Source organism: Acinetobacter defluvii (genome assembly GCF_001704615.3).
Lineage (GTDB): Bacteria > Pseudomonadota > Gammaproteobacteria > Pseudomonadales > Moraxellaceae > Acinetobacter > Acinetobacter defluvii.
In genome coordinates this window covers 734,385-759,891 of record NZ_CP029397.2, presented here as the reverse complement: position 1 = coordinate 759,891, position 25,507 = coordinate 734,385, and the positions used below count along the sequence as shown (strand labels likewise).

Here is a 25,507-nt window from a genome sequence, read left to right as displayed (position 1 = left end):
ATCTGCTTTTACTTACGTTTATAATACAGTCGCATGAATGTTGTAATTGGCTGACCCTTGGTATCCGAGTTATCACCTTGGTCAATTACACGACGCATGGTTGATGCTCTATCTGCAATTTTATTAATATAATCATATGAGTACTGTGTATCAACTAAGGCATACCGATTAATGGTCGCATCTTCAACATGCCTTAAATCTGCTTCTTGTAATGCTAATAAATCTTTTTGCTGATCTTTAGGGACATTAATTAAGAATAAGGTATTATTTTCCCAAATTTCTTTAAAACGCTCTTGATCAAAACTAATATTTCCCAAAGCTGGATCTGCAACGTAGACACGTCCATCTTTATATGCTTTAAATACAACAAAGTGCTTAAACCCAGCATATGAAATAGGTACGATAGCAGGTTGCTGTTGTTTCACTAAATCAGAAAACTCACCTTTATATCCACCACTTTCAAAACCTATGGCTGTTACAAAACGTTTCATATCCAATAATGAGAAACTACGCCGTTCAATAATGCGATTATATTCTCCATAACGCAATAAACCCTCCATAGTTTGTTGTTCAGTCAAATTCGTTCCAATATAGCCATTTAACAGCGTAGTTAAAGCTGCAGAACCACAACTATAGTCATAAGCTTGACGAACAATTCCTCTAAACTGATTTTCTAGCGCGGGTTTTACTTGAACCATTTCACGGTGATTACGTGAAAAAGATGCATTACGTGGGTCTGCAAGCTCAGTATAATACACTGCATCGGTAGGTTTTTCTTTGATGTCTAATGCATGGCTGGCAAAATAGTAAATTATTGCCGAACCTAAAGTAATCTCTAACATATTTTTAAACTATTCAAGTATCGGTAATAAATTACCCGAAGTGTTAATTTTATTTTTAGAGTGAACACTCTACTTCCGTGTGTCTTTAAGATACCTGTTTTTTCCAAAAAAGACAGCTTTTTTTTACTTTTGTTTGATTCTATCATTTAAGTAAAAAAAAACGCGTGAAAAATCACGCGTTTTTACTTTCGATCTGATTAGTGACCAGCGATACGGATTGTAGAGTTGCTCAAGTTAAGACCTGAAATTTCTACATCACCAATAGATGCACCAGTTTGAGTTCCTAAATGTACACCAGTGATATAAGCACCAATATTCATTGCATTCGGCTTAATTTCAATACCAGTATTTTTAACACTAACACCAGCATTAATAGCTAAATTATTTGTACCTGTGGTTGCAACTTCAATTTTGTCAAGAAAAATTTGACCACCGCCAGCTGCATCTTTGATACCAAGTTTATCAATTACTAAACCACCAGTAATTGTAGTATCTAAATTAATCATTGCACCTTGAGGAGTAGCACCCAACTGAACATTTGCTGAAATATCACCAAGTGTTAAAGTTAAACCAGATAAAATTTCATTTGCTGTACCCGTTGTACCACGAGTAATGCCTGATTTTGTACCTGAAGCAGCAACACTGATTGGACCAATCTCTGCTTTCATACCTGTAATGTTTGCAGCAACGTTAAGGAAAGCGCCACCTTTAGTAGCATCACCAGCATCTGTATCGATAACTAATGTAGCCAAATCTTTAGTTGCATCAGTTTGAGTAAGTTTGATACCTGCAACAGCTGGAGTACCAGCAGCACCGCCAACACCAGCAACAGCATCTTTACCTAAAACAATTGCACCTGCTTTACCTGTACCACCAGTTGTCGCATTAACAGCTAAACCGTCATTATCATGAATTAAAACTTTACCAATTGAAAGACCACCAGAACCAAGTTTAACACCAATACTAATACCATCTTGACCAGTTGTAGCGCTCAATGCCGCATCATCCATAGCTTGCATTGCCATTGCATTTGAACTGATTGCAACTGCAGAAACTAAAGCAACTTTAGTAAATAATTTCATCTGTACTCTCCCAAGAGCATTTTTTTTCATTTTTAACCACTCGCCGTCGCTTCATGTTGTTTTTGTTTTTTGTACAACAGAAACTTTCTTCCTTGAGTAGTCCGATTTGCACTATTAAATTAACCTTATGTTATTTTTTGTTCAATAGTTGTTTTGAAAAAAGCCTCACTTCCCGATAAGCGGTATTTTTGTGAACCATCATACAAACTTCATAAGAACTACTATACACATTTTGTAGTAAACTAAAGATATGTTCTTATTCAACTTTCATGATGCTAAATCACGCTATATTCAAGAAAAACTTAAATACGCACAACATTAATGCTGAACATCTTTTATTAAAATTAGGTGATCTTTTGGGATGCGTATTTCTTGAAGATAACCATCATCCTGTCATCGCATTTTTACCAAAAAAATATGTCATCTTTCAAACCAATGTCGCTAAATTTTATCAACGCCAAAACTATAATGAATATCTAGAAAGTAAGTCCGAGCAAAATTTGAATCATTTTATAAAAATTAATCACAACAATATAAATACATCTACAAGTGCAGGTTTTCAGGGTGGATATATCGGCTTTATTGATTATAACTTTCCAGCTCAAAAAAATATTAACACCACATTCCGATCACAACCCAATTTATTTATAGGGGAGTATTTAAGTTATTTAAAATATAGTGATGGTATATGGACTTACTATAGCTATGACAACACTCCTGAAGTATTATTTGAAATTATTCAATCAAAAGTTTCCGCTCAACATACTCAAAACAAACATTTTAAGTTGAAACAAAAATGCCAAGCACAATGGTCAAAAAAACAATATAATCAAGCTTTTAATAAAATTCAAGATTATATTAAGTCTGGCGATTGTTATCAAATTAATCTCACACAAGAGTTTAAAACTAAAGCTCAAGGCTCACTTGTACATATAGCACAAGATTTTTGGCAGCTTACCAATGCACCTTATTCTGGTTATTTAAAAATAAATGATTTTGAATTACTCAGTTGTTCTCCAGAATTATTTATTGAATTTATGTCGCATAAAAAAATTATAACGAAACCAATTAAAGGAACCATGCCGCGTTATCATGATCCTATTTTAGATGAACAATCAAAACAAAAATTAATTCATTCAGAAAAAGATCAAGCTGAAAACTTAATGATCGTTGATCTTTTAAGAAATGATTTAAGTGTTTATGCTGAAATAGGCTCAGTGAAAACCCCTAAGCTATTCACAATTGAATCTTTTAATCAAGTTCACCATATGGTCAGTGAAGTAACCGCCACATTAAAAGACAATATCCATCCTTTTGAAATGTTAATTTCGGCTTTGCCTGGTGGATCAATCACAGGTGCACCTAAAATTCGTGCGATGCAAATTATTGAAGAATTAGAAAATGCACCACGAGGAGCCTATTGTGGAACATTAGGATATTTTAATTTTGATGGAACAGGCTCATGGAATATATTAATTCGTTCAATTCAAAAATATAAAGATGATGTTTCCTTATCAGCAGGTGGCGGAATCACCATTTCTTCCGATTGTGATGCTGAATATCAAGAATGTTTTGATAAAATTTCAGCCTTAATTGATTTACTTAATACATGGTATCACCCAGAACAAGCTCAGCAATAAAAAAGCGAATTCTAAAATTCGCTTTTTTATTTTGACATCTATTTAATTAAACAGCTCATCATACGACTTATTTCAAAATTTCATTTTTCAATGTGGCGACTAGACGTTGATTTTGTTCATCCGTACCAATGGTGATGCGCAAATATTGATTGATTCGCGGCTTATTAAAATAACGCACAATAATGCCGTAATTACGCAATTGTTGCGCCAACTCGCCTGCATTTTTATTTGGCAATGTCGTAAAAATAAAGTTTGCACTCGATGGCAATACTTTAAAACCGAGCTCTACAAGTTGAGCAATCAACTTCTCACGATTAGCAATAACTTTTTGACATTGTACTTCAAAATAATCTTGATCTTCAAATGAAGCCACCGCAGCAGCAATCGCAAAACGATCCATTGGATATGAGTTAAAGCTATTTTTCACGGCTTCAAGTGCTGTAATTAAATGGGGTTGAGCAATTGCGAAACCAACACGCAAACCAGCAAGTGAACGAGATTTAGAGGTAGTTTGACATACCACTAGATTTTCGTATTTTTTAACCAATTTCACCGCTGATTCAGCACCAAAATCCACATAAGCTTCGTCAATAACCACCACAGAGTCAGGATTGGCTTGCAATACTTCTTCAATTGCTGATAGCCCTAACGCAATACTGGTCGGTGCATTTGGATTGGTAATAATAATCCCACCATTTGCTTGCTTATAATCATCCACTACGATTTCAAAATCATCATTTAATGGAATAATTTTTGATTGTGCTGAAATTCCAAAAAACTGACTATAAACAGGATAAAAACTATAGGTAATATCAGGATATAAAACCGGTTTATCTTGCACAAAAAATGCTTTAAAAATATGTGCTAAAACTTCATCTGAGCCATTTCCGACAAAAACTTGCTCTACAGGAACACGCTGCTGTTTGGCAATGGCTTGTTTCAACTCAGTTGCATCAGGGTCTGGATATAGACGTAATGCATCTGCTGAGTTTTCTAATACTTTTTGTACCGCAGCGACTACTTTTGGTGAAGGTGGATACGGGTTTTCATTGGTATTTAACTTTAATAAATTCTGAATTTTGGGTTGTTCACCAGGCACATAAGGTTCTAACTCACGTACTGATGGACTCCAGAAACGCATTTTTTCAGAGCTAATATTTGGCATTTTCTTTTCTCTAATATACTCAACTTACAATGTTGTAAGCTCTCTCCTTTTAGGAGAGAGTTTGGGAGAAGTTAATCATGTCCCAAAATGAACTATTAATATTTCCCCTCACCTAACCTCTCCCCAAGGAGAGGAATATTCATTACTGAAAATGAGAGGTTATTTTTATTACTGATAACGATATCTCGCAGATCTCGCATGTGCATCCAAGTTTTCTTGTTGCGCTAGAATATCAGCAGTTTTGGCAAGTGGTTTTACCCCTTGCTCAGAACACATGATCAAACTTGAACGCTTTTGAAAATCATACACACCCAATGGTGATGAGAATCGTGCTGTTCCTGATGTCGGCAAGACATGGTTTGGACCTGCACAGTAGTCACCAATCGCTTCTGGTGTATAACGTCCCATAAAGATTGCACCCGCATGACGAATATCTTCTGACATTTCTTGTGCTTCGTCTAAACACAACATGAGATGTTCAGGCGCAACTTGGTTAATAAGCGCAGCACCTTCGGCACGATCTTTGACTAAAATCAATGCACCACGATTGGCAATCGAAGTTCGTGCAATTTCAGCTTTTGGTAATGCAGCTAAATGCTCTTCAATGGCTTGCGCCACCTCATTCAATAATTGTTCGTCTGGCGTAATAAATACCGCCTGCGCAACTGCGTCATGTTCAGCTTGGGACAATAAATCCATTGCTAACCATTTTGCATTATTCTGACCTTCTGCATAAACCAAAATTTCTGAAGGTCCGGCAATCATGTCGATACCGACCTGACCAAATACTGCACGTTTTGCCGCAGCCACGAAACGGTTTCCAGGTCCTGTAATTTTATCGACTTGTGGAATAGTTTCTGTTCCATATGCTAGGGCTGCAACAGCTTGTGCGCCACCAATGGTAAAAACACGATGTACACCCGCAAGATAAGCCGCAGCAAGCACCAATGGATTCAACTCACCATTCGGCGCAGGAACTACCATGATAATTTCTTGCACACCTGCAACATGTGCAGGAACAGCATTCATTAATACAGAAGATGGATAAGACGCCAAGCCACCTGGTACATAGATTCCAACACGGTCTAATGGGGTTACTTTTTGACCGAGTGTGTTGCCCAATACATCGACATAAGTCCAACCATCTTGCTTTTGTGCTTGATGAAATTCACGAACACGATTAGCTGCCATTTCTAAAGCTTCACGCACTTCTGTAGTTAAACCTTCAAATGCTGCTTTAAGCTCTGCTTGTGACAGTTCTAAATCTGAAAATTGATGCGCGGGATGTCGATCGAACTGTTGAGTGAGTTTTAATACATGTGCATCACCATGTTGGCGTACATCTGCAATAATTTGGTCTACGGTTTTTAAAAGCTCAGGATCACTCACTGTTTCAAAAGCCAATAAGTCAGCAAAGACTTGTTTAAAGTCTGGCTCTTGAGTCGATAAACGTCGCATCAATTTACCCACAAGGTTGTTTAAGAAAGATTTAGTTTACCTTGTTTTGAGTAACTTGTGGACAAAGATCGCATGATCAATTCTATTTAGTTTGATAGAAAAGTGAAATCAAAATAGGGGAACTGGTATCTCATCTGAACTTAAGTACTGACATCAGGATAATCCCAATAACTATCTGACTGAATTAACCAATTTAATGCGCCATGTCTTTCTACGACTACAGATGAATTTAATTGCGCAGGTGCTTGCTGTTGTTTTAATCGCGCATTCACACATGCCCAATCATAGCGATAAATTAAATCCGCTTGGTCTAAAATTTCCTCAATCTCACGAAGCTTTACTTTCTTCATAAACTCTTCAAACGTACTGACTGAAACCACCGCTTGAGTTGCAAAATCACAATCAACAATATTTTCAGGATAATTTAGCTCATCAACAATACCTAAAGCCCATAATAAAACCCAATAAGCTTCATATTTCCAAATCATATTGATGACATCTTGCTGAGACACTTCTTCATATAAAATTGCCTTTTCTTTTTCAGTTAATGCATCTAAAGCTTGCATCTTTCTCAGAACATTGATCACATAATCTTTAATCTCATGATCATATCGTCCATTATCAATATCACACGCTACTTGTATTACCCACAAACATGCAATTGCACGTTTAGCAATACTTTCAGCACTTCGAGATAGTATCTCTTCTGCTGACTCAATAACGGGTAACCAATCAATATATGGAATATTTCTTTGCTTCAAAATCTCTATGGATTGTTCTTTACGTTGTGGTGGTGTTTTCATAAGATCACTTATTGATTAAGGTTTTATCACCTCATACTTTGTAGCATAGTTTTTTATGGAATGAAGACTCACTTTGGTTAAAAGCTTTGCTAAAAATATTTATGTATAAAAAAACCGTCCTTTCGGACGGTCAGTTTATGCATAGTAAAAATTAAGCTTTTTTTGCATACTCACGTTCTTCCACCGCTTTTTCAAGCTGTGCAAGAATCGGATTCAACAAATTTTGTTTACGCTTAAAACTTGCTTTATTTACAATTAAACGTGAAGACACTTTACAAATCTCCTCCAACGGCTCTAAACCATTGGCACGCAGAGTATTTCCAGTATCCACCACATCCACAATGTAATCACCTAAACCGACCAGTGGTGCAAGTTCCATTGAACCATAAAGCTTAATCACATCGACTTGCTCACCAAGACTTGCATAATATTGACGAGTTAAATTGACATATTTAGTGGCAATTTTTAAACGGCCTTTTGGACGCTCCATCCCGACTTTACCTGCTGTCATTAATTTACAGTTGGCAATTTTCAAATCCAATGGTTCATAGACGTTTTGTGCGCCATGTTCCATTAAAACATCTTTACCCGCAACACCAATATCCGCAGCACCATTTTCCACATAGGTTGGCACATCAGAAGCCCGTAAAATCAAAATACGAACGTGTTTATGTGTCGTTGGAAAAATTAACTTACGGGATTTATCAGGATCTTCCAATAAATTAATACCAGCTGTTTCTAACAGTGGTAAAGTTTCCTTTAAAATACGTCCCTTACTTAATGCTAAAGTTAAACCATGATCAAAATTGCCCATTACGTCAAAGTTAGGATCATCGTTTCTCATATCGCTCATTAACTTTCTCGCTTTACTCGCTTAATTTGGGCGCCAATACCTTGTAATTTTGCTTCTACATCTTCATAACCACGATCAATATGATAAATACGGTCAATTAATGTTTCCCCTTCAGCCGCCAAAGCCGCTAAAACGAGGGAGAATGAAGCACGTAAATCTGTTGCCATCACAGGTGCAGCAGATAATTTTTCTACCCCTGTCACCACAGCATCGTTACCTTCCACCTGAATATTTGCCCCCATACGTGACAACTCAGGCACATGCATAAAACGATTTTCAAAAATCGTTTCCGAAATTGTGGCAAACCCACGACCAATCGCATTGACTGCCATGATCTGTGCTTGCATATCTGTTGGAAATTCTGGATGCGGCAAAGTTTGGAAGCTGACTGCTTTGGGACGTTTGCCCATCATGTCGAGTTCAATCCAATCATCACCACGAGTGACTTCTGCACCCATTTCTTCAAATTTATCTAAAACTGCTTCTAGTAAATTGGGATCAGTATGTGTCGTTTTAACTTTACCGCCTGTGATGGCAGCAGCAGCTAAATATGAGCCTGTTTCGATACGATCAGCAACAACGGCATATTCACAGCCATGCAAGCTTTCCACACCTGTGACGACCAGCGTATCGGTATCTAAACCTTCAATTTTTGCACCCATCTTAATCAGCATCTGTGCAAGATCTGTGATTTCAGGCTCACGCGCAGCATTACGAATCGTAGTGACGCCCTCTGCTAAAACCGCAGCAGTTAAAATATTTTCTGTCCCACCGACTGTAACCATATCAAAGACAACTTCGCCACCTTTTAAGCGACCATCAACTTTGGCATGCACATACCCATTTTCGACCTCAATTTGTGCACCTAAAGCCTCCAAAGCCTTTAGATGTTGATCTACAGGGCGTGAACCAATTGCACAGCCACCTGGTAAAGATACTTTTGCACTACCATAGCGCGCCACCAAAGGACCTAGCACCAAAATAGATGCACGCATGGTTTTAACTAATTCATAGGGTGCAAATTGATTGTCTAATGTCGAAGTATCAGCAACAACTGTTTCACCTTCATAGCTGATTTTTACACCTAAGCCAGCAATCAATTTGACCAATGTATTCACATCTTTTAAATTTGGAACATTGGTTAATGTTATCGGTGTATCTGCAAGAATAGTCGCTGCCAACAATGGAAGCGCAGCATTTTTTGCCCCCGAAATACGCACTTCACCTTGTAGTTTTACACCACCTTGAATTAAAAATTTATCCATTAACGCTTATGCTCCAAATAGGCTTGCTTTACGCCATTCTTCTTTTGTCATCGCACGAATAGTGACGGCATGCACTTCACCACTCGCAATATATGAATTTAATGGAGCATATACTGTTTGTTGACGAGCAACAGGACGTTTACCTTCAAACTGATCATCAACGATACGGAGGTCAAATTTACCTGCTTGTCCACTCACAGCAACTTCAGCATCAGGAAAAGCTGATTTTAAGATTTCAGTGAGCTGTTCACTATTCATTGCATCGACCTCTCATAGGACTGACAGTGTAAAAACTGGCTATTTTACTATAATTATTAAAAATAATTCAGTAACTACTACAATTTTTATCAATAAAAAAGAGGTATTCAGTATACCTCTTTTAAAATAAAATTCACTTTTAAGCTGAAACGATTATAGGCTGATAGTCGAGCTGCATTTTACGATGTCGATGCAATTGTCTTTTTAATTTTTCGGTTAATTTTTTAATTGAAGTATACATATCATCTGCAGTTGCCTGAGCGAACAACTCAACGCCTGGCAAACGCACGATTGCTTCAGCAATATGATTGGCACTGCCCTTTTTTGATCTTTTGTCTAGTTGATGATCTTTACTCAGTTTGACTTGCATACTATTGACTTGATCTAGATGCTTGGTCATTTGAGCAAATTTATTACGAATATCGTCTTCTATTGCAGGGGTAATACTTAGGTGATGTCCACGAATTGTAATTTGCATAATTATAACCCTCTCCTTAGATAAGGATGTGACACGTCATAGCCGAAATGATCGAATGACAGAATCCACTTAGGAATATTCTGCTTTCATTACTTTATATAATCATTTAGGCTACTCCAAAACAAAAAAGAGATTCATTATTTCGTCATAATGAATCTCTAGAATAGCCGCATTTTAAAAGTTAGATCAAGACCTTTCGATCAGAAGAAGATGGAATATTTAAAGACTCTCGATACTTGGCAACCGTTCTGCGTGCAACATCAATACCATCTTCTTTCAACAAATTTGCAATTGTATTATCAGACAAGGGCTTACGTGGGTTTTCTTCTGCAACCAGCTTCTTAATTTTTGCTCGAATCGCAGTTGAAGATGCCTCGCCTCCTGATGTTGTCCCCACATGACTTGAAAAGAAATATTTCAGCTCAAACAAACCACGAGGGGTAAGTAAATATTTATTGGTCGTGACACGCGATACTGTTGATTCATGTAGCTCCACTTCTTCTGCAACCTCTCGAAGTACTAAAGGTTTCATCCCTTCTGCACCAACTTCCAAAAACTCACGTTGATGTTGCACAATACAAGTTGCTACTTTCAATAAGGTTTTATGACGCTCATCTACACTTTTTATAAAGTTCTTAGCTTCCAACATCTGATTACGTAAATATTGATTATCCTCGCTTTGATCTGCCCTACGAATCATATTGGCATAAAAACTATTTACTCTTAATTTAGGCATCACATCAGGATTAAGTTGTACATGCCAAGCATCATTCTTCTTAGATACCACCACATCTGGAATTTGATAATCAACATCTTTTTCCGCAAATTCAACACCAGGATAAGCTTTTAAAGTCTTCAATAAGTCTACCGCAGACTTTAACTGCTCTGCATTCAAACCCGTTTGTTTGAGTAATTTTGGCAATTCATTACTCACCAAAAGCTCATAATGCTTTAATAATGCTAGTGCTTCATTTTTATATGCGGTTTCATTTGGCAAGACATCGACTTGTAATGACAAACATTCAGCCAAATGACGTGAACCTACCCCTACTGGGTCTAAGCGCTGAATATGCTTAAGCACAACCAAGACTTCATCTTCTTCAAGTTCAACGTCATAGTTCATCTGGGTCAAAAGATGAGTCACTGATTGTACAATTTCTGAAATTTCAGCATCTAGAAAGCCTTTTTCGTCCAAAGCATCTACAATGCAATACGCGGTTAACTTATCTACAGGTGAAAAGTGCAGTAAATTAATCTGTGCCAACATATGCTCTTTTAAGGAGGTATGCCCTTGACGATTATCTTCACGCTCTTCAAATTCTGGACGTTCCATTGCAGTTGATTGATGGGTATAAACCTCGTCCCAATCTGTATCCACAGGCAAATCATCAGGTAAATGATCCGCATTTAATTCTTTAGTTAAGTCTTTGGACTCTTGTTCTTGTAATTGCTGCAGACTTTCTATAGAGGATTCTTCCTCAACTTTTTCAAGTAGAGGATTACTGTCGAGTTGGATTTGAATTTCTTGTTCTAATTCTAAACTTGAAAGTTGTAATAATCGAATCGCCTGTTGCAATTGTGGCGTTAATGACAACGTATTTGCAACTTTTAACCCGACCGATAACTTCATAAATCATATCCTAAATCAATTTAAATCATTCTAAATCTACTTTCTATAAATTAAGCAAAATTCATGCCTATTTATTCTTTATAACATACAGATAATACTGAACCTAGTCATAAAAAACCAATTTATATGAAAAAATGTTTATAATTTATTTACTAAAATAAACCCTTGTTTATATAATATTTTTAATGATTAATCACATAATAATCTCGACAAATTATTTTAAAAACCATTATCATTTTGCTAAATACTTGCGCATTTTTTATAATCAAAAAAAATATCTTCCGATCTTTTTATTTAAAATTATTTCCATAAAATACTTTTCAATCGTGATAAACATCACACTCTTTAATGTTGACTTATTATTTTTTTCTTCTTTACTTGGTGAAGTAGTGGTATAAAAATAGTGATGTAAAGAAATATGATGGATCATAATTTTTGAATAAGTATTGGCATATTTCGTGCTTCCGAATACTCAGGTAAGTAGCGAATTTGCTCAATAAAATATGTATGGAGAGCGTAAAATGAAAAAATTAACCACTCAGGTTTTAACAACAACACTCGGTGTGCTTTTGGCATCAGGTGCATTTTCTCAGGTTCAAGCAGCAGACACATTAGCTAAAATCAAAAACTCAGGCAAAGTAGTAATTGGTTATCGTGAATCCTCAGATCCAATTTCTTATGTTGTAGGGGGTAAACCTTTAGGCTATGCAGTTGATATTTGTAATAACTTTGCAAATGAGCTTAAAAAATCCCTCAAAATGCCGAACTTAAAAGTTGAATATAAAGCAGTAACTTCATCTACACGTATTCCAGAAATGTTAGCGGGTAATATTGATATGGAATGTGGTACTACGACAAACTCTATTCAACGTCAACAACAAGTCGGCTTTTCAACCAACTACTATGCAACTGAAGTTCGCATGGCAGTTAAAGCGAACTCAACAATTAAAACAATTGCTGATCTAAATGGTAAAGCTGTTGTAACAACACAAGGGACAACTTCTGACAAATACATCAAAATGGGTGAAAAAGGTCAAAAAGTTAACGTAAATAACGTATACGGTAAAGACCATTCTGATTCATTTGCAATGGTTGCTTCAGGTCGTGCTGCAGCATTTGTCATGGACGACAATATTCTTGCAGGCTTAATTGCAAAATCATCAAATCCTAAAGATTTTAAAATCGTAGGTCCTGTCTTATCATCTGAACCTTACGGCATCATGATTCCAAAAGGTGATGCAGCGTATAAAGCCATTGCAGACCGTGTCGTTACAGGTATGTGGAAAAATGGTCAAATGGCAGCACTGTATAAAAAATGGTTCTTGTCTCCAATTCCACCAAAAAATGTCAACATGAATATGCCGATGAGTTCTTCATATAAAGCACTTATGGCAAAACCGAATGACGCTGGTATTAACTAATACTTTATAAAAATTAGCACATTATAGATCAAAATGCATTTTTTGTATTTTGATCTATATTTATTTAGAGAACTTTTAGAGATTATAAATCCAAGGAGCACACATGTCCGTTGGCTCGCTTAATTGGACGGCATACTGCCTTCCCTCAAATGAATATAGTTTAGACAAAGCTGCTTGGGCTGAATCAGTGTGTAAAGCGATTGGTGGTGAAAGTTATTCTCCTGTTGCAGATGCACCTACTTGGTTACAACTTTTAGGTTCAGGTGTTTGGACAATGATCTGGACTGCTGTCGCAGCATTTTTCATTGCCTTTCTACTGGGTTCACTGATTGGGATTATGCGTACATTACCCAATAAATCACTATCTTTTATTGGCACATGCTATGTCGAACTATTCCGTAATATTCCTTTAATTGTTCAGCTATTTTTCTGGGCTTTCGTATTTCCAGAATTACTTCCTTTGAGTTTAAGTACAGGAAGTGGAGAAATGGTGAATGGTGGTTGGTGGCAAAATATCCTCAATGATAATCCTGCAGTGATTGGTGTATTTGCATTAGGTTTATATACAGCTGCTCGTATTGCTGAACAAGTCCGCTCAGGGATAAATACAGTTTCACGTGGTCAAAAAAATGCAGCTTTTGCTCTTGGTCTAGATCAAAGCCAAAGTTATCATTATGTCATCTTACCTGTCGCTTATCGCATTGTTTGGCCAACACTGACATCTGAAGCAATGAATATTTTCAAAAACTCCGCCGTTCTTTATGCGCTCAGTATTTTAAATTTCTTTGCTTATACTAAAACCATGCGTGAAGAAACCTCACAAGACATTGTGATTTTGATTTTATCTACACCTGTATATTTAGTTATCACTTATTGCATTAAATTCCTGATGGCATGGGTTGAAAAACGCATGGCTGTTCCTGGTCTTGGCTCAGGAGGTAAGTAATCATGGATTTCAGTGTATTACAAAATGAAGATGTGATTAGCACATTATTGTATGGTTTTAAATTCACTATTACTGTTACCGTACTTTCAATTATTGGCGGTATTTTAATTGGCACACCGCTTGCCATGATGCGCCTATCCAATAATAAAGCTCTAAGTAATATTGCAAAAGTTTATGTTGATTTCTTTCGTGGTGTTCCACTTATCCAAGTGATCTTCATTTTCTATTTTTTATTACCTAAATACTTCGATTTTCAATATGACACCTACTATGGTCCACTTTTTTCAAGTGTGGTCACTTTTGCTATTTTCGAAGCTGCATTTTTCTCAGAAATTGTGCGTTCAGGAATTCAATCAGTTTCCAAAGGTCAGGTTAATGCTGGTTATGCCTTAGGTTTTACTTATGGACAAACCATGTCAAATGTTATTTTGCCGCAAGCTTTTAGAAATATGTTACCTGTCTTGCTGACACAATCCATTGTACTGTTCCAAGATGTTTCATTAGTTTATGTAATTAGTGCGCCAGATTTTGTAGGGAATGCCAATACATTAGCCAACACTTATGGCTCTGAAACAAAAGCAACATTCTATTTACTTGTTGCAGTGATTTATTTCTGTATTTCTTTTGCGCTCTCACGTTTAGTGAAGCGTTTACATCAAAAAATAGCAATCATACGATAAGGGAGAATCAATATGCCGATGATAGAAATACAACATATCTCAAAATGGTATGGAGATTTTCAAGTTCTCACTGATTGCACAACTTCAATTGAGAAAGGTGAAGTTGTAGTGGTATGTGGTCCTTCTGGTTCAGGAAAATCAACACTCATCAAAACAGTGAATGCACTAGAACCTTTTCAGGAAGGTAATATCATTGTTGATGGTACTGCATTAAAAAATCCAAAAACAGATCTTGCTAAATTTCGCTCACGTGTAGGCATGGTGTTCCAACATTTTGAGCTTTTTCCACATATGACAGTTTTAGATAATTTAACCATTGGACAAATTAAAGTCTTAAAACGCTCTAAAGAAGAAGCAAAAAAGAAAGCTTTACAGTATCTAGACCGTGTAGGACTTGCTGCACATAAAGATAAATTCCCTGGTCAACTTTCTGGCGGACAGCAGCAACGTGTTGCCATTGCACGTGGCTTATGTATGGATCCAGTTTGTATGCTATTTGATGAACCAACTTCTGCACTTGATCCTGAAATGGTCGGGGAAGTTCTAGAGGTGATGAGTCAACTTGCTAAAGAAGGCATGACCATGATGTGCGTGACTCATGAAATGGGCTTTGCACGTAAAGTTTCAGACCGCGTCATTTTTATGGATCAAGGAAAAATCTTAGAAGATTGTAAAACTGATGATTTCTTTAATAAGCCTGAAGAAAGACATGAGCGCACTAAATTTTTCCTAAATAAAATTGCAATGGTAGTCTAATCACTTCAACTTTATCCCTTAGCCTTCGTTAAGGGATATTCTAAATTTGTGGAATATCTTTAAAATAGCTTTCCTAATAAAAACAAGTCTACTCTTTCTCAATTCAGCTTTACATGCCGTAAATGCTTTCATTTCTATATTCTTTTATATTATTTTCCCACCCATAAAAAACACCCTCTGTCTTCTGACAGAGGGTGTTTGAATTTAAAAGCTGGCGATGACTTACTCTCACATGGGTAACCCCACACTACCATCAGCGCAAAGAGGTTTCACTTCTGAGTTCGGGAAGGGATCAGGTGGTTCACTCTTGCTATTGTCGCCAGCAAACTGTTTATGATTAATCACTTGGTCTTAATTACGATGCTTTGTGCTTCGATGTGCCTAGCTTTGGTCAAATGAGTTATTAACAGAAATTTATTTGAGTTGGATATTTTAACTAGCTTTTTCACTAAATCAAGTATTTTGCATTGAATTTATCGAAACATACAACTGTTTGGGTGTTGTATAGTCAAGCCTCACGAGCAATTAGTATTGGTCAGCTTCATACGTCGCCGTACTTCCACATCCAACCTATCAACGTCCTAGTCTTGAACGGCTCTTTAGGAGGCATAAAGCCTCGGGGAAATCTTATCTTGAGGTAGGCTTCCCGCTTAGATGCTTTCAGCGGTTATCCCTTCCGAACATAGCTACCCGGCGATGCGACTGGCGTCACAACCGGTACACCAGAGGTTCGTCCACTCTGGTCCTCTCGTACTAGGAGCAGATCCTCTCAAATTTCCAGCGCCCACGGTAGATAGGGACCGAACTGTCTCACGACGTTCTAAACCCAGCTCGCGTACCTCTTTAAATGGCGAACAGCCATACCCTTGGGACCTGCTTCAGCCCCAGGATGAGATGAGCCGACATCGAGGTGCCAAACACCGCCGTCGATATGAACTCTTGGGCGGTATCAGCCTGTTATCCCCAGAGTACCTTTTATCCGTTGAGCGATGGCCCTTCCATACAGAACCACCGGATCACTAAGACCTACTTTCGTACCTGCTCGACTTGTGGGTCTCGCAGTTAAGCGCGCTTTTGCCTTTATACTCTACGCGTGATTTCCGACCACGCTGAGCGCACCTTCGTACTCCTCCGTTACTCTTTAGGAGGAGACCGCCCCAGTCAAACTACCCACCAGACATGGTCCTCGTCCCGGATAACGGGACAGAGTTAGAACCTCAATATTACCAGGGTGGTATTTCAAGATTGGCTCCACCGAAACTAGCGTCTCGGTTTCAAAGCCTCCCACCTATCCTACACAAGTAAGATCAAAGTTCAATGTCAAGCTGCAGTAAAGGTTCACGGGGTCTTTCCGTCTAGCCGCGGGTACACCGCATCTTCACGGCGAATTCGATTTCACTGAGTCTCTGCTGGAGACAGCGCCCCCATCATTATGCCATTCGTGCAGGTCGGAACTTACCCGACAAGGAATTTCGCTACCTTAGGACCGTTATAGTTACGGCCGCCGTTTACTGGGGCTTCGATCAAGAGCTTCGCTTACGCTAACCCCATCAATTAACCTTCCAGCACCGGGCAGGCATCACACCCTATACGTCCACTTTCGTGTTTGCAGAGTGCTATGTTTTTAATAAACAGTTGCAGGGGCCTAGTTTCTGTGGCTGCCAGCAGCTCAAGAAGCAAGTTCTATCACCACCGGCAGCGTACCTTCTCCCGAAGTTACGGTACCATTTTGCCTAGTTCCTTCAGCAGAGTTCTCTCAAGCGCTTTGGTCTACTCGACCTGACCACCTGTGTCGGTTTCGGGTACGATTCCTGTGTAACTGAAGCTTAGAGACTTTTCTTGGAAGTATGGTATCAGCCACTTTACTGTACAAGTACAGCTTGCTATCAGTTCTCAGCATAGAGTACCCCGGATTTGCCTAAGATACATGCCTACAACCTTTCACCTGGACAACCAACGCCAGGCTGACTTAACCTTCTCCGTCCTCTCATCGCATTACACAGAAGTATTGGAATATTAACCAATTTCCCATCGACTACGCCTCTCGGCCTCGCCTTAGGGGTCGACTCACCCAGCCCCGATTAACGTTGGACTGGAACCCTTGGTCTTTCAGCGAACGGGTTTTTCACCCGTTTTGTCGTTACTCACGTCAGCATTCGCACTTCTGATACCTCCAGCAGACTTCTCAATCCACCTTCATCGGCTTACAGAACGCTCCCCTACCACGTATACATAGTATACATCCGCAGCTTCGGTACTATATTTTAGCCCCGTTACATCTTCCGCGCAGGCCGACTCGACTAGTGAGCTATTACGCTTTCTTTAAAGGGTGGCTGCTTCTAAGCCAACCTCCTAGCTGTCTATGCCTTCCCACATCGTTTCCCACTTAATATAGATTTTGGGACCTTAGCTGGCGGTCTGGATTGTTTTCCTCTTGACTACGGACGTTAGCACCCGCAGTCTGTCTCCCGGATAGTACTCATTGGTATTCGGAGTTTGCATCGGTTTGGTAAGTCGGGATGACCCCCTAGCCGAAACAGTGCTCTACCCCCAATGGTATTCGTCCGAGGCGCTACCTAAATAGCTTTCGGGGAGAACCAGCTATCACCGAGTTTGATTAGCCTTTCACCCCTATCCACAAGTCATCCCCTGGCTTTTCAACGACAGTGGGTTCGGTCCTCCAGTTAGTGTTACCCAACCTTCAACCTGCTCATGGATAGATCACCCGGTTTCGGGTCTATACCCAGCAACTATGCGCCCTATTAAGACTCGATTTCTCTACGGCTCCCCTATTCGGTTAACCTTGCTACTGAATATAAGTCGCTGACCCATTATACAAAAGGTACGCAGTCACCGAACAAGTCGGCTCCCACTGCTTGTATGCATGCGGTTTCAGGATCTATTTCACTCCCCTCACAGGGGTTCTTTTCGCCTTTCCCTCACGGTACTGGTTCACTATCGGTCAGTCAGGAGTATTTAGCCTTGGAGGATGGTCCCCCCATATTCAGACAAGGTTTCACGTGCCTCGCCCTACTCGTCATCATTATATGTGCCCTTTCGTGTACGGGACTATCACCCTCTACGGTTGCACTTCCCAGAGCATTCCGCTAAAACACATATAACTTAATGGGCTGATCCCCGTTCGCTCGCCGCTACTGAGGGAATCTCAATTGATTTCTTTTCCTAAGGGTACTGAGATGTTTCACTTCCCCTCGTTCGCCTCGCATGACTATGTATTCATCATGCGATACCTACCTTATGGTAAGTGGGTTTCCCCATTCAGAAATCTCCGGATCACAGGATATTTGCCGCCTCCCCGAAGCTTATCGCAGGCTATTACGTCTTTCATCGCCTCTGACTGCCAAGGCATCCACCACATGCACTTAATTACTTGACTATACAACCCCAAACAGTCGTTAATCCCTACAAGTAGGATTAAGACAATTTAATAAATATTCATATTTATCAAACCTACAGTTTGTTGTCTGTGCACTTAAGCACTGTACAGCTTCAATCTAAATTCATATACCAAAACGCTTGATTCAGTTTTATCGCTAGTAACTCAATTTCTTTCAAACATTCAAACATGTCACTTGCGTGTCATATTCTTATGTTTAATTGAAACGAGTATGAACAATTTATTTCAACTCAAATATATTCTGTTAATGATTAACTACTGCCTCGTCAGCACGTAGTAAACTGTGATAAATCACAGAAATTAATCAATTCAATTTTCATCAAATTCATTAATTTCTATAATCTATTTTAGCTCGTACTCTTGAAAGTACTTGGTGGAGACTAGGAGAGTCGAACTCCTGACCTCCTGCGTGCAAAGCAGGCGCTCTACCAACTAAGCTAAGTCCCCAGCTTAAGACCAATATATCTAATTTCCTGCATTCAATACTTAAACTCTCATTCAAATATTTTGTTAGTCAGAATGGTGGGTCTGACAAGACTTGAACTTGTGACCCCACGCTTATCAAGCGTGTGCTCTAACCAACTGAGCTACAGACCCTCAGATACATCAATGAAGAACAACTTGTTGTGGATTCTTACCAATCGTCAATCTTTCGTTAAGGAGGTGATCCAGCCGCAGGTTCCCCTACGGCTACCTTGTTACGACTTCACCCCAGTCGTCGACCACACCGTGGTAAGCGTCCTCCTTGCGGTTAGACTACCTACTTCTGGTGCAATAAACTCCCATGGTGTGACGGGCGGTGTGTACAAGGCCCGGGAACGTATTCACCGCGGCATTCTGATCCGCGATTACTAGCGATTCCGACTTCATGGAGTCGAGTTGCAGACTCCAATCCGGACTACGATCGGCTTTTTGAGATTAGCATCCTATCGCTAGGTAGCAACCCTTTGTACCGACCATTGTAGCACGTGTGTAGCCCTGGTCGTAAGGGCCATGATGACTTGACGTCGTCCCCGCCTTCCTCCAGTTTGTCACTGGCAGTATCCTTAAAGTTCCCATCCGAAATGCTGGCAAGTAAGGAAAAGGGTTGCGCTCGTTGCGGGACTTAACCCAACATCTCACGACACGAGCTGACGACAGCCATGCAGCACCTGTATGTAGATTCCCGAAGGCACCAATCCATCTCTGGAAAGTTTCTACTATGTCAAGACCAGGTAAGGTTCTTCGCGTTGCATCGAATTAAACCACATGCTCCACCGCTTGTGCGGGCCCCCGTCAATTCATTTGAGTTTTAGTCTTGCGACCGTACTCCCCAGGCGGTCTACTTATCGCGTTAGCTGCGCCACTAAAGCCTCAAAGGCCCCAACGGCTAGTAGACATCGTTTACGGCATGGACTACCAGGGTATCTAATCCTGTTTGCTCCCCATGCTTTCGTACCTCAGCGTCAGTATTAGGCCAGATGGCTGCCTTCGCCATCGGTATTCCTCCAGATCTCTACGCATTTCACCGCTACACCTGGAATTCTACCATCCTCTCCCATACTCTAGCTTCCCAGTATCGAATGCAATTCCCAAGTTAAGCTCGGGGATTTCACATCCGACTTAAAAAGCCGCCTACGTACGCTTTACGCCCAGTAAATCCGATTAACGCTCGCACCCTCTGTATTACCGCGGCTGCTGGCACAGAGTTAGCCGGTGCTTATTCTGCGAGTAACGTCCACTCTCTATAGGTATTATCTATAGGAGCCTCCTCCTCGCTTAAAGTGCTTTACAACCATAAGGCCTTCTTCACACACGCGGCATGGCTGGATCAGGGTTCCCCCCATTGTCCAATATTCCCCACTGCTGCCTCCCGTAGGAGTCTGGGCCGTGTCTCAGTCCCAGTGTGGCGGATCATCCTCTCAGACCCGCTACAGATCGTCGCCTTGGTAGGCCTTTACCCCACCAACTAGCTAATCCGACTTAGGCTCATCTATTAGCGAAAGGTCACAAGTGATCCCCTCCTTTCCCCCGTAGGGCGTATGCGGTATTAGCGTCCCTTTCGGAACGTTGTCCCCCACTAATAGGCAGATTCCTAAGTATTACTCACCCGTCCGCCGCTAGGTCAGTTACCGAAGTAACTCACCCCGCTCGACTTGCATGTGTTAAGCCTGCCGCCAGCGTTCAATCTGAGCCATGATCAAACTCTTCAGTTAAAATCATTTGTGCCTTTATTATAGAATAAGACACCAATTCTGGCTCATCAATTTTCTGACAAATTCTCTCAAATAAACTTCGAGTAATTTAAACCAATCAATCAATGATAATATTTCGATCAATCAACCAGTAAAAATCCACACAAGTTGTTCTTCATATACTCTTAATGATCCTCTCGATGCTTCATCAGCATCAAGCTAGGTCGGCTATATTACTCTCTTAAAGCAGAAAGTCAACATGTAATGAAAATTATTTTCAACCCCTCTTCCTAAAACCCAACTTAACCACTTAATGCTAAGCCACTGTTTTAGCAGAAGTTTTAATCTTCATCGCCGCCGATGGATGTGCATTCTACAGTATTTCATTACTGACGCAACCCCTTTTTTTAGTTTATTTTTATTTTTTTATTCAACTGTACGTTTATTCAGCACAATTAAGTCATTTCGCTCATTTTTTCAACTTAAAATACAGAAAAATATTTTCAGAAATTAGTTTTACATTGATTTTTTGAACTATGTCTCATTTTTTATTAGAATAAGCCCATTATTATTTCACCATCATCATAAATATGTCGTTAAATAAGTATAGAGTTATTTTTGTTATGGGAGTTTTGCTTTTTTTTAGCAACATTTCTCAGGCAAACTCTACCCACAATATATATATGATGACACTTTCTATTTTAAGTTATGCAAAATGGAATGATCCAACTCCAACGCTATGCGTTACAGAAAATCAGAATGCAGCTAAACAATTTTTATTTTATTTAAAACAACAAAATTCACCTTTTAGCGTAAAAAATATATCTTATGATGAGATAAAGGGAGAAAACTGTGATGCTGTTTATTTTTCTAATACTTCTCCGACTCTCGAACAGAAACTCTTAAATTCCTCGGCGAAACAGTCTGTGCTTTCCTTTAGCTCAAATAATCATGCCTGTGAAATCGGAAGCGTTTTTTGTTTACAAAGTACAAAAAATGGCAATACTATTTTTAAAGTTAACTTGGATAGCTTAGCACGCTCAAAAGTACATGTAGATCCTCGTGTTTTACTCTTAGCCAAAAATTCGGAGTAACCCTGATGATCCATAAGCTCTATAAGTCGACATCCTTACAAACATTATTCCGTAAATCTCAATTCACTATATTTGCAATTACTTTCGCAATTTGTACTTTCACCTTTGTCACGATTTCAGTCTTTACGATGGAGTCTTTTGCAAAACAAAACCTACAACTGATTAGTCGCACTATTTCAGAACGTATTCAACCCGCATTGGTATTTCAAGACAAATCTGCTTTATCACAAATTTTACACGAATATACTCAACAACATTCTGTACGCTTAATCGAGGTTTACAATGTTCAAAATCAAAAGATTTCTGAAAGTATTAAAAATGTAGATCATTATTCTGCGCTTCAAAATTTGTTCGATCATATTTTTCTACGAGATGCCATTCATGTTGCTGTTTCACACAATGGTAACTATGTTGGAAAAATAATTTTATACGGTAGCTCGAATGAAATTATGATGTTTATCATCAAAATTTTTATTGGTTTAGGCGTAGGGATGTTGTTTATGACACTTGCTTTATGGTGGTCAATCAATTTGACCTATCGCCATATTATGCAATCCATGATGCCTATTGTACAAATAGCACAACTGGTGAGTACCCAAAGCGCTTATAATTTACGCTTCCCCAATAATGATATTCAAGAGTTCAATCATCTAAATAGCGTTTTCAATCAACTACTTGAAGAAATTCAATCATGGCACACGCATTTACAAAATGAAAATCAACAGTTGTCCTATCAAGTTCAACATGATCATTTAACAGGTTTACCCAATCGCAATTACTTTTATCAAGTTTTAGTAAATTCATTTAACAGTACTTCAGAAAAACAACAAATAGCTTTACTTTTTATTGATACCAATAACTTTAAAACTATTAATGACCAATATGGGCATCAAGCTGGCGATGCAGTCCTTAAAGAAATGGCGCACCGTTTGCAAAAAAATATCCGACAAGATGATTTTGTGGCTCGTTTGAGTGGCGATGAATTTGCAATTATTTTAAACTCAATTCAACATATCGAGCACCTAATTTCGATTGCAGAAAACCTGGTTAAGAGTTCTGAAGAGCCTTTGCTTTATAATGATCAAAGTATTTATTTCAGTTTTAGTTTAGGTATTGCACTTTCAAACCAAGCCATGTCACCCGAGGATTTAATTTCTCAAGCAGATCAAGCTATGTATAAAGCAAAATCTCTGACACACCATTGGTTTATTTACCATCATTAATTTATTTTGGAATGTTCATCATGTTTGCAAATCATTTTAAATTTTCTGTACTTGCTTTACTGTGTCTTGCATTAACTGGATGTTTAAATCTTGGTGGTCTTAAATACAATCAGGTACGTGCATTAAAAAAAGAAGGCTTTGTATTAACTGAAGAAGGCTGGAGTTTGGGATTACCTGAGCGTCTACTATTTGAGTTTGACCAAGCTGAAATTAATGCACAAAAGCGAGAAGGCTTAGTGCGCTTATCACAACAGCTACAAAAGTATAATCTCACCAAAGTTAAAATTGTTGGACATACAGACGCTGTCGGCAGCACAGAGTACAATCTCGCACTTTCAAAAAAACGTGCGCAAAGTGTTGCCGATATCTTTATTGCCGAACATTTTAACCCACAAAATATCTATGTCATTGGTCGAGGTGCAGCACAACCTATTGCTGCAAATGATACTGAACAACATCGCGCTGAAAATCGTCGAGTCACTGTAACGATTGTGCCATAAACACTTTCAAGCTAAAGAGGTCTTAATAGACCTTTTTTTATTGCATTAAATTTTAGGCATAAAAAAACCGCTATATAGCGGATAATTTATATTTAAGTTTTATTACTTAAATTGGTCGGAGCAGTAGGATTCGAACCTACGACCCCCTGGTCCCAAACCAGGTGCACTACCAGGCTGTGCTATGCTCCGTTTTTCTCATCAAGAGATTGGGGTGAATGATGGGGCTCGAACCCACGACAACCGGAATCACAATCCGGGGCTCTACCAACTGAGCTACATCCACCGTTACAACATGCTTCAGATTCTACAATATCAAGTCGCAAATGGCGCGCCTGACAGGATTCGAACCTGTGACCATCCGCTTAGAAGGCGGATGCTCTATCCAACTGAGCTACAGGCGCATGACTGATAACTTTAACATTATCAATAAACCTTTGCCTTGAAGAATTGGTCGGAGCAGTAGGATTCGAACCTACGACCCCCTGGTCCCAAACCAGGTGCACTACCAGGCTGTGCTATGCTCCGATTCATCTCAGCTTTAGTGTATCGCACATCGTGCGGTACGGTGTGCATTCTAGGCGTGACGCCCTTGGACGTCAACACCTATCTTCAAAAAAAATGAAAAAAACACGTCAAATGTATATTAATCAAGCATTTCAAATGTTTTTTATACAATTATTAACGTTTTAAGCTCGCACTAAAATTCAACATACGATCTAAAGGGAGTTTAGCGCGTTGTGCTAATTCAGCATCCACAAATACTTCTTGATCATTTTTTTGTAAAACTTGCAAAATTCCTTCCAATTCGTTCATTGCCATCCAAGGGCAATGTGCACATGAGCGACACGTCGCCCCTTCACCTGCTGTTGGTGCTTCGATCAATGTCTTATTTGGTACAGCTTGTTGCATTTTATAAAAAATACCACGGTCTGTAGCCACGATTAAGGTGTCTTGCGTTAAATTTTGTGCTGCTTTAATCAATTGCGAGGTACTTCCTACCGCATCTGCGATTTCGACCACGGATTCAGGCGATTCTGGATGAACCAGTACTGCTGCATGTGGATATAAAGCTTTCATATTGCTAATACCACGAGCGCGGAACTCCTCATGCACAATACATGAACCATCCCAAAGTAACATTTCAGCGCCAGTTTTCTTTTGAATATAACGCCCAAGATGTTGATCAGGTGCCCATATAATTTTTTCACCTAAACTATCTAGATGCTCAACAATTTCTACAGCACAACTTGAGGTAACTACCCAATCTGCACGTGCCTTTACAGCGGCAGAAGTATTGGCATAGACCACCACAGTATAATCAGGATGTGCATCACAGAATGCCGTAAACTCATCCACTGGACAGCCTAAATCAAGTGAACAAGTTGCTTCTAGTGTTGGCATTAAAACCTTTTTTTCAGGAGATAAAATCTTGGCAGTTTCTCCCATAAACTTGACACCTGCAACCACCAAAGTTGAGGCAGAGTGATCACGCCCAAAACGTGCCATTTCTAACGAATCAGACACACAACCACCTGTGAGTTCAGCCAACTCTTGCACTTCAGGATCGCAGTAATAATGCGCAACCAATACCGCATCACGTTTTTCTAGCTCAGCTTTGATTTGAGCAAATTTCGTTTGTTTTGCTTCCTCAGTCAAAGCGTTACTTTTAGGTTCACCCAAACGATCTAAATGCGCTTGTACAATTGATTTTGCTTCATTGGCAATTAAATTGGTCGCATCATTCATAAAACGTATTCTCTATCCATATGCCTGTTCATCAACAAGCGTTTCATATAATTCACTGGCAATTTTGCGTCGGCT

At 39.2% G+C, this 25,507-nt stretch carries 19 protein-coding genes, 6 tRNA genes and 3 rRNA genes; 8 read left to right on the top strand and 20 right to left on the bottom strand.

Features of this window, described 5'->3' with window-relative positions; all coding sequences use genetic code 11:
• Positions 1 to 8 precede the first annotated feature (8 nt).
• Both filB and filA read right to left on the bottom strand, forming a co-directional pair.
• Positions 9 to 842: a putative pilus system C39 family peptidase FilB gene (gene filB / locus DJ533_RS06005; protein WP_065995422.1), complete on the bottom strand. Its 834-nt coding sequence runs from the start codon at positions 840 to 842 to the stop codon at positions 9 to 11.
• Positions 843 to 1,039: 197 nt separating this feature from the next.
• A complete protein-coding gene (gene filA, locus DJ533_RS06000; protein WP_065995423.1) occupies positions 1,040 to 1,924 on the bottom strand; it encodes a putative pilus system protein FilA in 885 nt (294 codons plus the stop codon).
• Between the two features lie 272 nt (positions 1,925 to 2,196).
• On the opposite strand from filA, the gene DJ533_RS05995 reads away from it, so the two are divergent.
• Positions 2,197 to 3,564, top strand: coding sequence for an anthranilate synthase component I family protein (locus DJ533_RS05995; RefSeq protein ID WP_065995437.1), 1,368 nt, complete (start codon positions 2,197 to 2,199; stop codon positions 3,562 to 3,564).
• 67 nt (positions 3,565 to 3,631) lie between these two features.
• Here DJ533_RS05995 and hisC read toward each other — a convergent pair whose 3' ends face one another.
• From hisC to DJ533_RS05955, 8 genes are all read right to left on the bottom strand, one after another.
• Positions 3,632 to 4,729: a histidinol-phosphate transaminase gene (gene hisC / locus DJ533_RS05990; RefSeq protein ID WP_065995424.1), complete on the bottom strand. Its 1,098-nt coding sequence runs from the start codon at positions 4,727 to 4,729 to the stop codon at positions 3,632 to 3,634.
• A 168-nt stretch (positions 4,730 to 4,897) separates the two neighbouring features.
• Complete coding sequence (gene hisD, locus DJ533_RS05985; protein WP_081406159.1) at positions 4,898 to 6,199, bottom strand: histidinol dehydrogenase; 1,302 nt, start codon at positions 6,197 to 6,199, stop codon at positions 4,898 to 4,900.
• Between the two features lie 128 nt (positions 6,200 to 6,327).
• Positions 6,328 to 6,990 carry a DUF4272 domain-containing protein gene (locus tag DJ533_RS05980; RefSeq protein ID WP_065995426.1) on the bottom strand — a complete coding sequence of 221 codons (663 nt, stop codon included), beginning with the start codon at positions 6,988 to 6,990 and terminating at the stop codon, positions 6,328 to 6,330.
• Positions 6,991 to 7,141: 151 nt separating this feature from the next.
• The gene (gene hisG / locus DJ533_RS05975; RefSeq protein ID WP_065995427.1) at positions 7,142 to 7,843 is read right to left on the bottom strand and encodes an ATP phosphoribosyltransferase; all 702 of its coding nucleotides are present in this window, start codon (positions 7,841 to 7,843) and stop codon (positions 7,142 to 7,144) included.
• Positions 7,843 to 9,108 (bottom strand): UDP-N-acetylglucosamine 1-carboxyvinyltransferase, encoded by a 1,266-nt coding sequence (gene murA, locus DJ533_RS05970; protein ID WP_065995428.1) that lies wholly within the window; start codon positions 9,106 to 9,108, stop codon positions 7,843 to 7,845. The genes hisG and murA overlap by 1 nt, the downstream gene beginning before the upstream one ends.
• A 6-nt stretch (positions 9,109 to 9,114) precedes the next feature.
• Positions 9,115 to 9,366 carry a BolA family iron metabolism protein IbaG gene (gene ibaG / locus DJ533_RS05965; RefSeq protein ID WP_065995429.1) on the bottom strand — a complete coding sequence of 84 codons (252 nt, stop codon included), beginning with the start codon at positions 9,364 to 9,366 and terminating at the stop codon, positions 9,115 to 9,117.
• A gap of 139 nt (positions 9,367 to 9,505) precedes the next feature.
• Positions 9,506 to 9,844: a ribosome hibernation-promoting factor, HPF/YfiA family gene (gene hpf, locus DJ533_RS05960; protein ID WP_065995430.1), complete on the bottom strand. Its 339-nt coding sequence runs from the start codon at positions 9,842 to 9,844 to the stop codon at positions 9,506 to 9,508.
• A gap of 181 nt (positions 9,845 to 10,025) precedes the next feature.
• Entirely contained in the window at positions 10,026 to 11,474 is a 1,449-nt protein-coding gene (locus DJ533_RS05955; RefSeq protein WP_065995431.1) for an RNA polymerase factor sigma-54, read from the bottom strand.
• Positions 11,475 to 11,995: 521 nt separating this feature from the next.
• Between DJ533_RS05955 and DJ533_RS05950 the strand changes: the two genes are divergently transcribed.
• From DJ533_RS05950 to DJ533_RS05935, 4 genes are all read left to right on the top strand, one after another.
• Complete coding sequence (locus DJ533_RS05950; RefSeq protein WP_065995432.1) at positions 11,996 to 12,895, top strand: amino acid ABC transporter substrate-binding protein; 900 nt, start codon at positions 11,996 to 11,998, stop codon at positions 12,893 to 12,895.
• 103 nt (positions 12,896 to 12,998) lie between these two features.
• Complete coding sequence (locus DJ533_RS05945; protein ID WP_065995433.1) at positions 12,999 to 13,841, top strand: amino acid ABC transporter permease; 843 nt, start codon at positions 12,999 to 13,001, stop codon at positions 13,839 to 13,841.
• A 2-nt stretch (positions 13,842 to 13,843) separates the two neighbouring features.
• A complete protein-coding gene (locus DJ533_RS05940; RefSeq protein ID WP_065995434.1) occupies positions 13,844 to 14,521 on the top strand; it encodes an amino acid ABC transporter permease in 678 nt (225 codons plus the stop codon).
• A 12-nt stretch (positions 14,522 to 14,533) separates the two neighbouring features.
• Positions 14,534 to 15,277 (top strand): amino acid ABC transporter ATP-binding protein, encoded by a 744-nt coding sequence (locus DJ533_RS05935; protein WP_065995435.1) that lies wholly within the window; start codon positions 14,534 to 14,536, stop codon positions 15,275 to 15,277.
• Between the two features lie 209 nt (positions 15,278 to 15,486).
• On the opposite strand, the gene rrf is transcribed toward DJ533_RS05935, so the two are convergent.
• The 5 genes from rrf to DJ533_RS05910 all read right to left on the bottom strand — a co-directional run bounded on the left by rrf (position 15,487) and on the right by DJ533_RS05910 (position 20,890).
• Positions 15,487 to 15,601 (bottom strand): 5S ribosomal RNA (gene rrf, locus DJ533_RS05930).
• Positions 15,602 to 15,781: 180 nt separating this feature from the next.
• Positions 15,782 to 18,674, bottom strand: a 23S ribosomal RNA gene (locus DJ533_RS05925).
• 392 nt (positions 18,675 to 19,066) lie between these two features.
• Positions 19,067 to 19,142, bottom strand: a tRNA-Ala gene (locus DJ533_RS05920).
• 73 nt (positions 19,143 to 19,215) lie between these two features.
• Positions 19,216 to 19,292 (bottom strand) — tRNA-Ile (locus DJ533_RS05915).
• 59 nt (positions 19,293 to 19,351) lie between these two features.
• Positions 19,352 to 20,890 (bottom strand): 16S ribosomal RNA (locus DJ533_RS05910).
• Together the 16S, 23S and 5S rRNA genes with 2 tRNA genes alongside form the textbook arrangement of a ribosomal RNA operon.
• A gap of 602 nt (positions 20,891 to 21,492) precedes the next feature.
• Between DJ533_RS05910 and DJ533_RS05905 the strand changes: the two genes are divergently transcribed.
• Genes DJ533_RS05905 through DJ533_RS05895 form a run of 3 tightly spaced genes read left to right on the top strand, consistent with a single transcriptional unit; the run spans position 21,493 to position 23,686 of the window.
• Positions 21,493 to 21,963, top strand: a complete 471-nt coding sequence (locus DJ533_RS05905) for a YfiR family protein (RefSeq protein WP_228716517.1) — start codon at positions 21,493 to 21,495, stop codon at positions 21,961 to 21,963.
• Positions 21,964 to 21,968: 5 nt separating this feature from the next.
• Entirely contained in the window at positions 21,969 to 23,186 is a 1,218-nt protein-coding gene (locus DJ533_RS05900) for a sensor domain-containing diguanylate cyclase (RefSeq protein WP_065994365.1), read from the top strand.
• A gap of 20 nt (positions 23,187 to 23,206) precedes the next feature.
• Positions 23,207 to 23,686 carry an OmpA family protein gene (locus tag DJ533_RS05895; RefSeq protein ID WP_065994364.1) on the top strand — a complete coding sequence of 160 codons (480 nt, stop codon included), beginning with the start codon at positions 23,207 to 23,209 and terminating at the stop codon, positions 23,684 to 23,686.
• A gap of 112 nt (positions 23,687 to 23,798) precedes the next feature.
• Here the strand turns inward: DJ533_RS05895 and DJ533_RS05890 are convergent.
• From DJ533_RS05890 to nadA, 5 genes are all read right to left on the bottom strand, one after another.
• Positions 23,799 to 23,875: transfer RNA gene (locus tag DJ533_RS05890), tRNA-Pro, on the bottom strand.
• An 18-nt stretch (positions 23,876 to 23,893) separates the two neighbouring features.
• Positions 23,894 to 23,969 (bottom strand) — tRNA-His (locus tag DJ533_RS05885).
• Between the two features lie 41 nt (positions 23,970 to 24,010).
• A tRNA-Arg gene (locus DJ533_RS05880) sits at positions 24,011 to 24,087 on the bottom strand.
• A 47-nt stretch (positions 24,088 to 24,134) separates the two neighbouring features.
• Positions 24,135 to 24,211: transfer RNA gene (locus DJ533_RS05875), tRNA-Pro, on the bottom strand.
• A gap of 153 nt (positions 24,212 to 24,364) precedes the next feature.
• Positions 24,365 to 25,432, bottom strand: coding sequence for a quinolinate synthase NadA (nadA, locus tag DJ533_RS05870; RefSeq protein ID WP_065994363.1), 1,068 nt, complete (start codon positions 25,430 to 25,432; stop codon positions 24,365 to 24,367).
• Between the last annotated feature and the right edge of the window lie 75 nt (positions 25,433 to 25,507).

What these genes read in the sequence shown, in the direction of transcription:
- filB (WP_065995422.1), bottom strand. Translation starts at nt 842, where the DNA reads ATGTTAGAGATTACTTTAGGTTCGGCAATAATTTACTATTTTGCCAGC.
- filA (WP_065995423.1), bottom strand. Translation starts at nt 1,924, where the DNA reads ATGAAATTATTTACTAAAGTTGCTTTAGTTTCTGCAGTTGCAATCAGT.
- DJ533_RS05995 (WP_065995437.1), top strand. Translation starts at nt 2,197, where the DNA reads ATGCTAAATCACGCTATATTCAAGAAAAACTTAAATACGCACAACATT.
- hisC (WP_065995424.1), bottom strand. Translation starts at nt 4,729, where the DNA reads ATGCCAAATATTAGCTCTGAAAAAATGCGTTTCTGGAGTCCATCAGTA.
- DJ533_RS05980 (WP_065995426.1), bottom strand. Translation starts at nt 6,990, where the DNA reads ATGAAAACACCACCACAACGTAAAGAACAATCCATAGAGATTTTGAAG.
- hisG (WP_065995427.1), bottom strand. Translation starts at nt 7,843, where the DNA reads ATGAGCGATATGAGAAACGATGATCCTAACTTTGACGTAATGGGCAAT.
- murA (WP_065995428.1), bottom strand. Translation starts at nt 9,108, where the DNA reads ATGGATAAATTTTTAATTCAAGGTGGTGTAAAACTACAAGGTGAAGTG.
- ibaG (WP_065995429.1), bottom strand. Translation starts at nt 9,366, where the DNA reads ATGAATAGTGAACAGCTCACTGAAATCTTAAAATCAGCTTTTCCTGAT.
- hpf (WP_065995430.1), bottom strand. Translation starts at nt 9,844, where the DNA reads ATGCAAATTACAATTCGTGGACATCACCTAAGTATTACCCCTGCAATA.
- DJ533_RS05955 (WP_065995431.1), bottom strand. Translation starts at nt 11,474, where the DNA reads ATGAAGTTATCGGTCGGGTTAAAAGTTGCAAATACGTTGTCATTAACG.
- DJ533_RS05950 (WP_065995432.1), top strand. Translation starts at nt 11,996, where the DNA reads ATGAAAAAATTAACCACTCAGGTTTTAACAACAACACTCGGTGTGCTT.
- DJ533_RS05945 (WP_065995433.1), top strand. Translation starts at nt 12,999, where the DNA reads ATGTCCGTTGGCTCGCTTAATTGGACGGCATACTGCCTTCCCTCAAAT.
- DJ533_RS05940 (WP_065995434.1), top strand. Translation starts at nt 13,844, where the DNA reads ATGGATTTCAGTGTATTACAAAATGAAGATGTGATTAGCACATTATTG.
- DJ533_RS05935 (WP_065995435.1), top strand. Translation starts at nt 14,534, where the DNA reads ATGCCGATGATAGAAATACAACATATCTCAAAATGGTATGGAGATTTT.
- DJ533_RS05905 (WP_228716517.1), top strand. Translation starts at nt 21,493, where the DNA reads ATGGGAGTTTTGCTTTTTTTTAGCAACATTTCTCAGGCAAACTCTACC.
- DJ533_RS05900 (WP_065994365.1), top strand. Translation starts at nt 21,969, where the DNA reads ATGATCCATAAGCTCTATAAGTCGACATCCTTACAAACATTATTCCGT.
- DJ533_RS05895 (WP_065994364.1), top strand. Translation starts at nt 23,207, where the DNA reads ATGTTTGCAAATCATTTTAAATTTTCTGTACTTGCTTTACTGTGTCTT.
- nadA (WP_065994363.1), bottom strand. Translation starts at nt 25,432, where the DNA reads ATGAATGATGCGACCAATTTAATTGCCAATGAAGCAAAATCAATTGTA.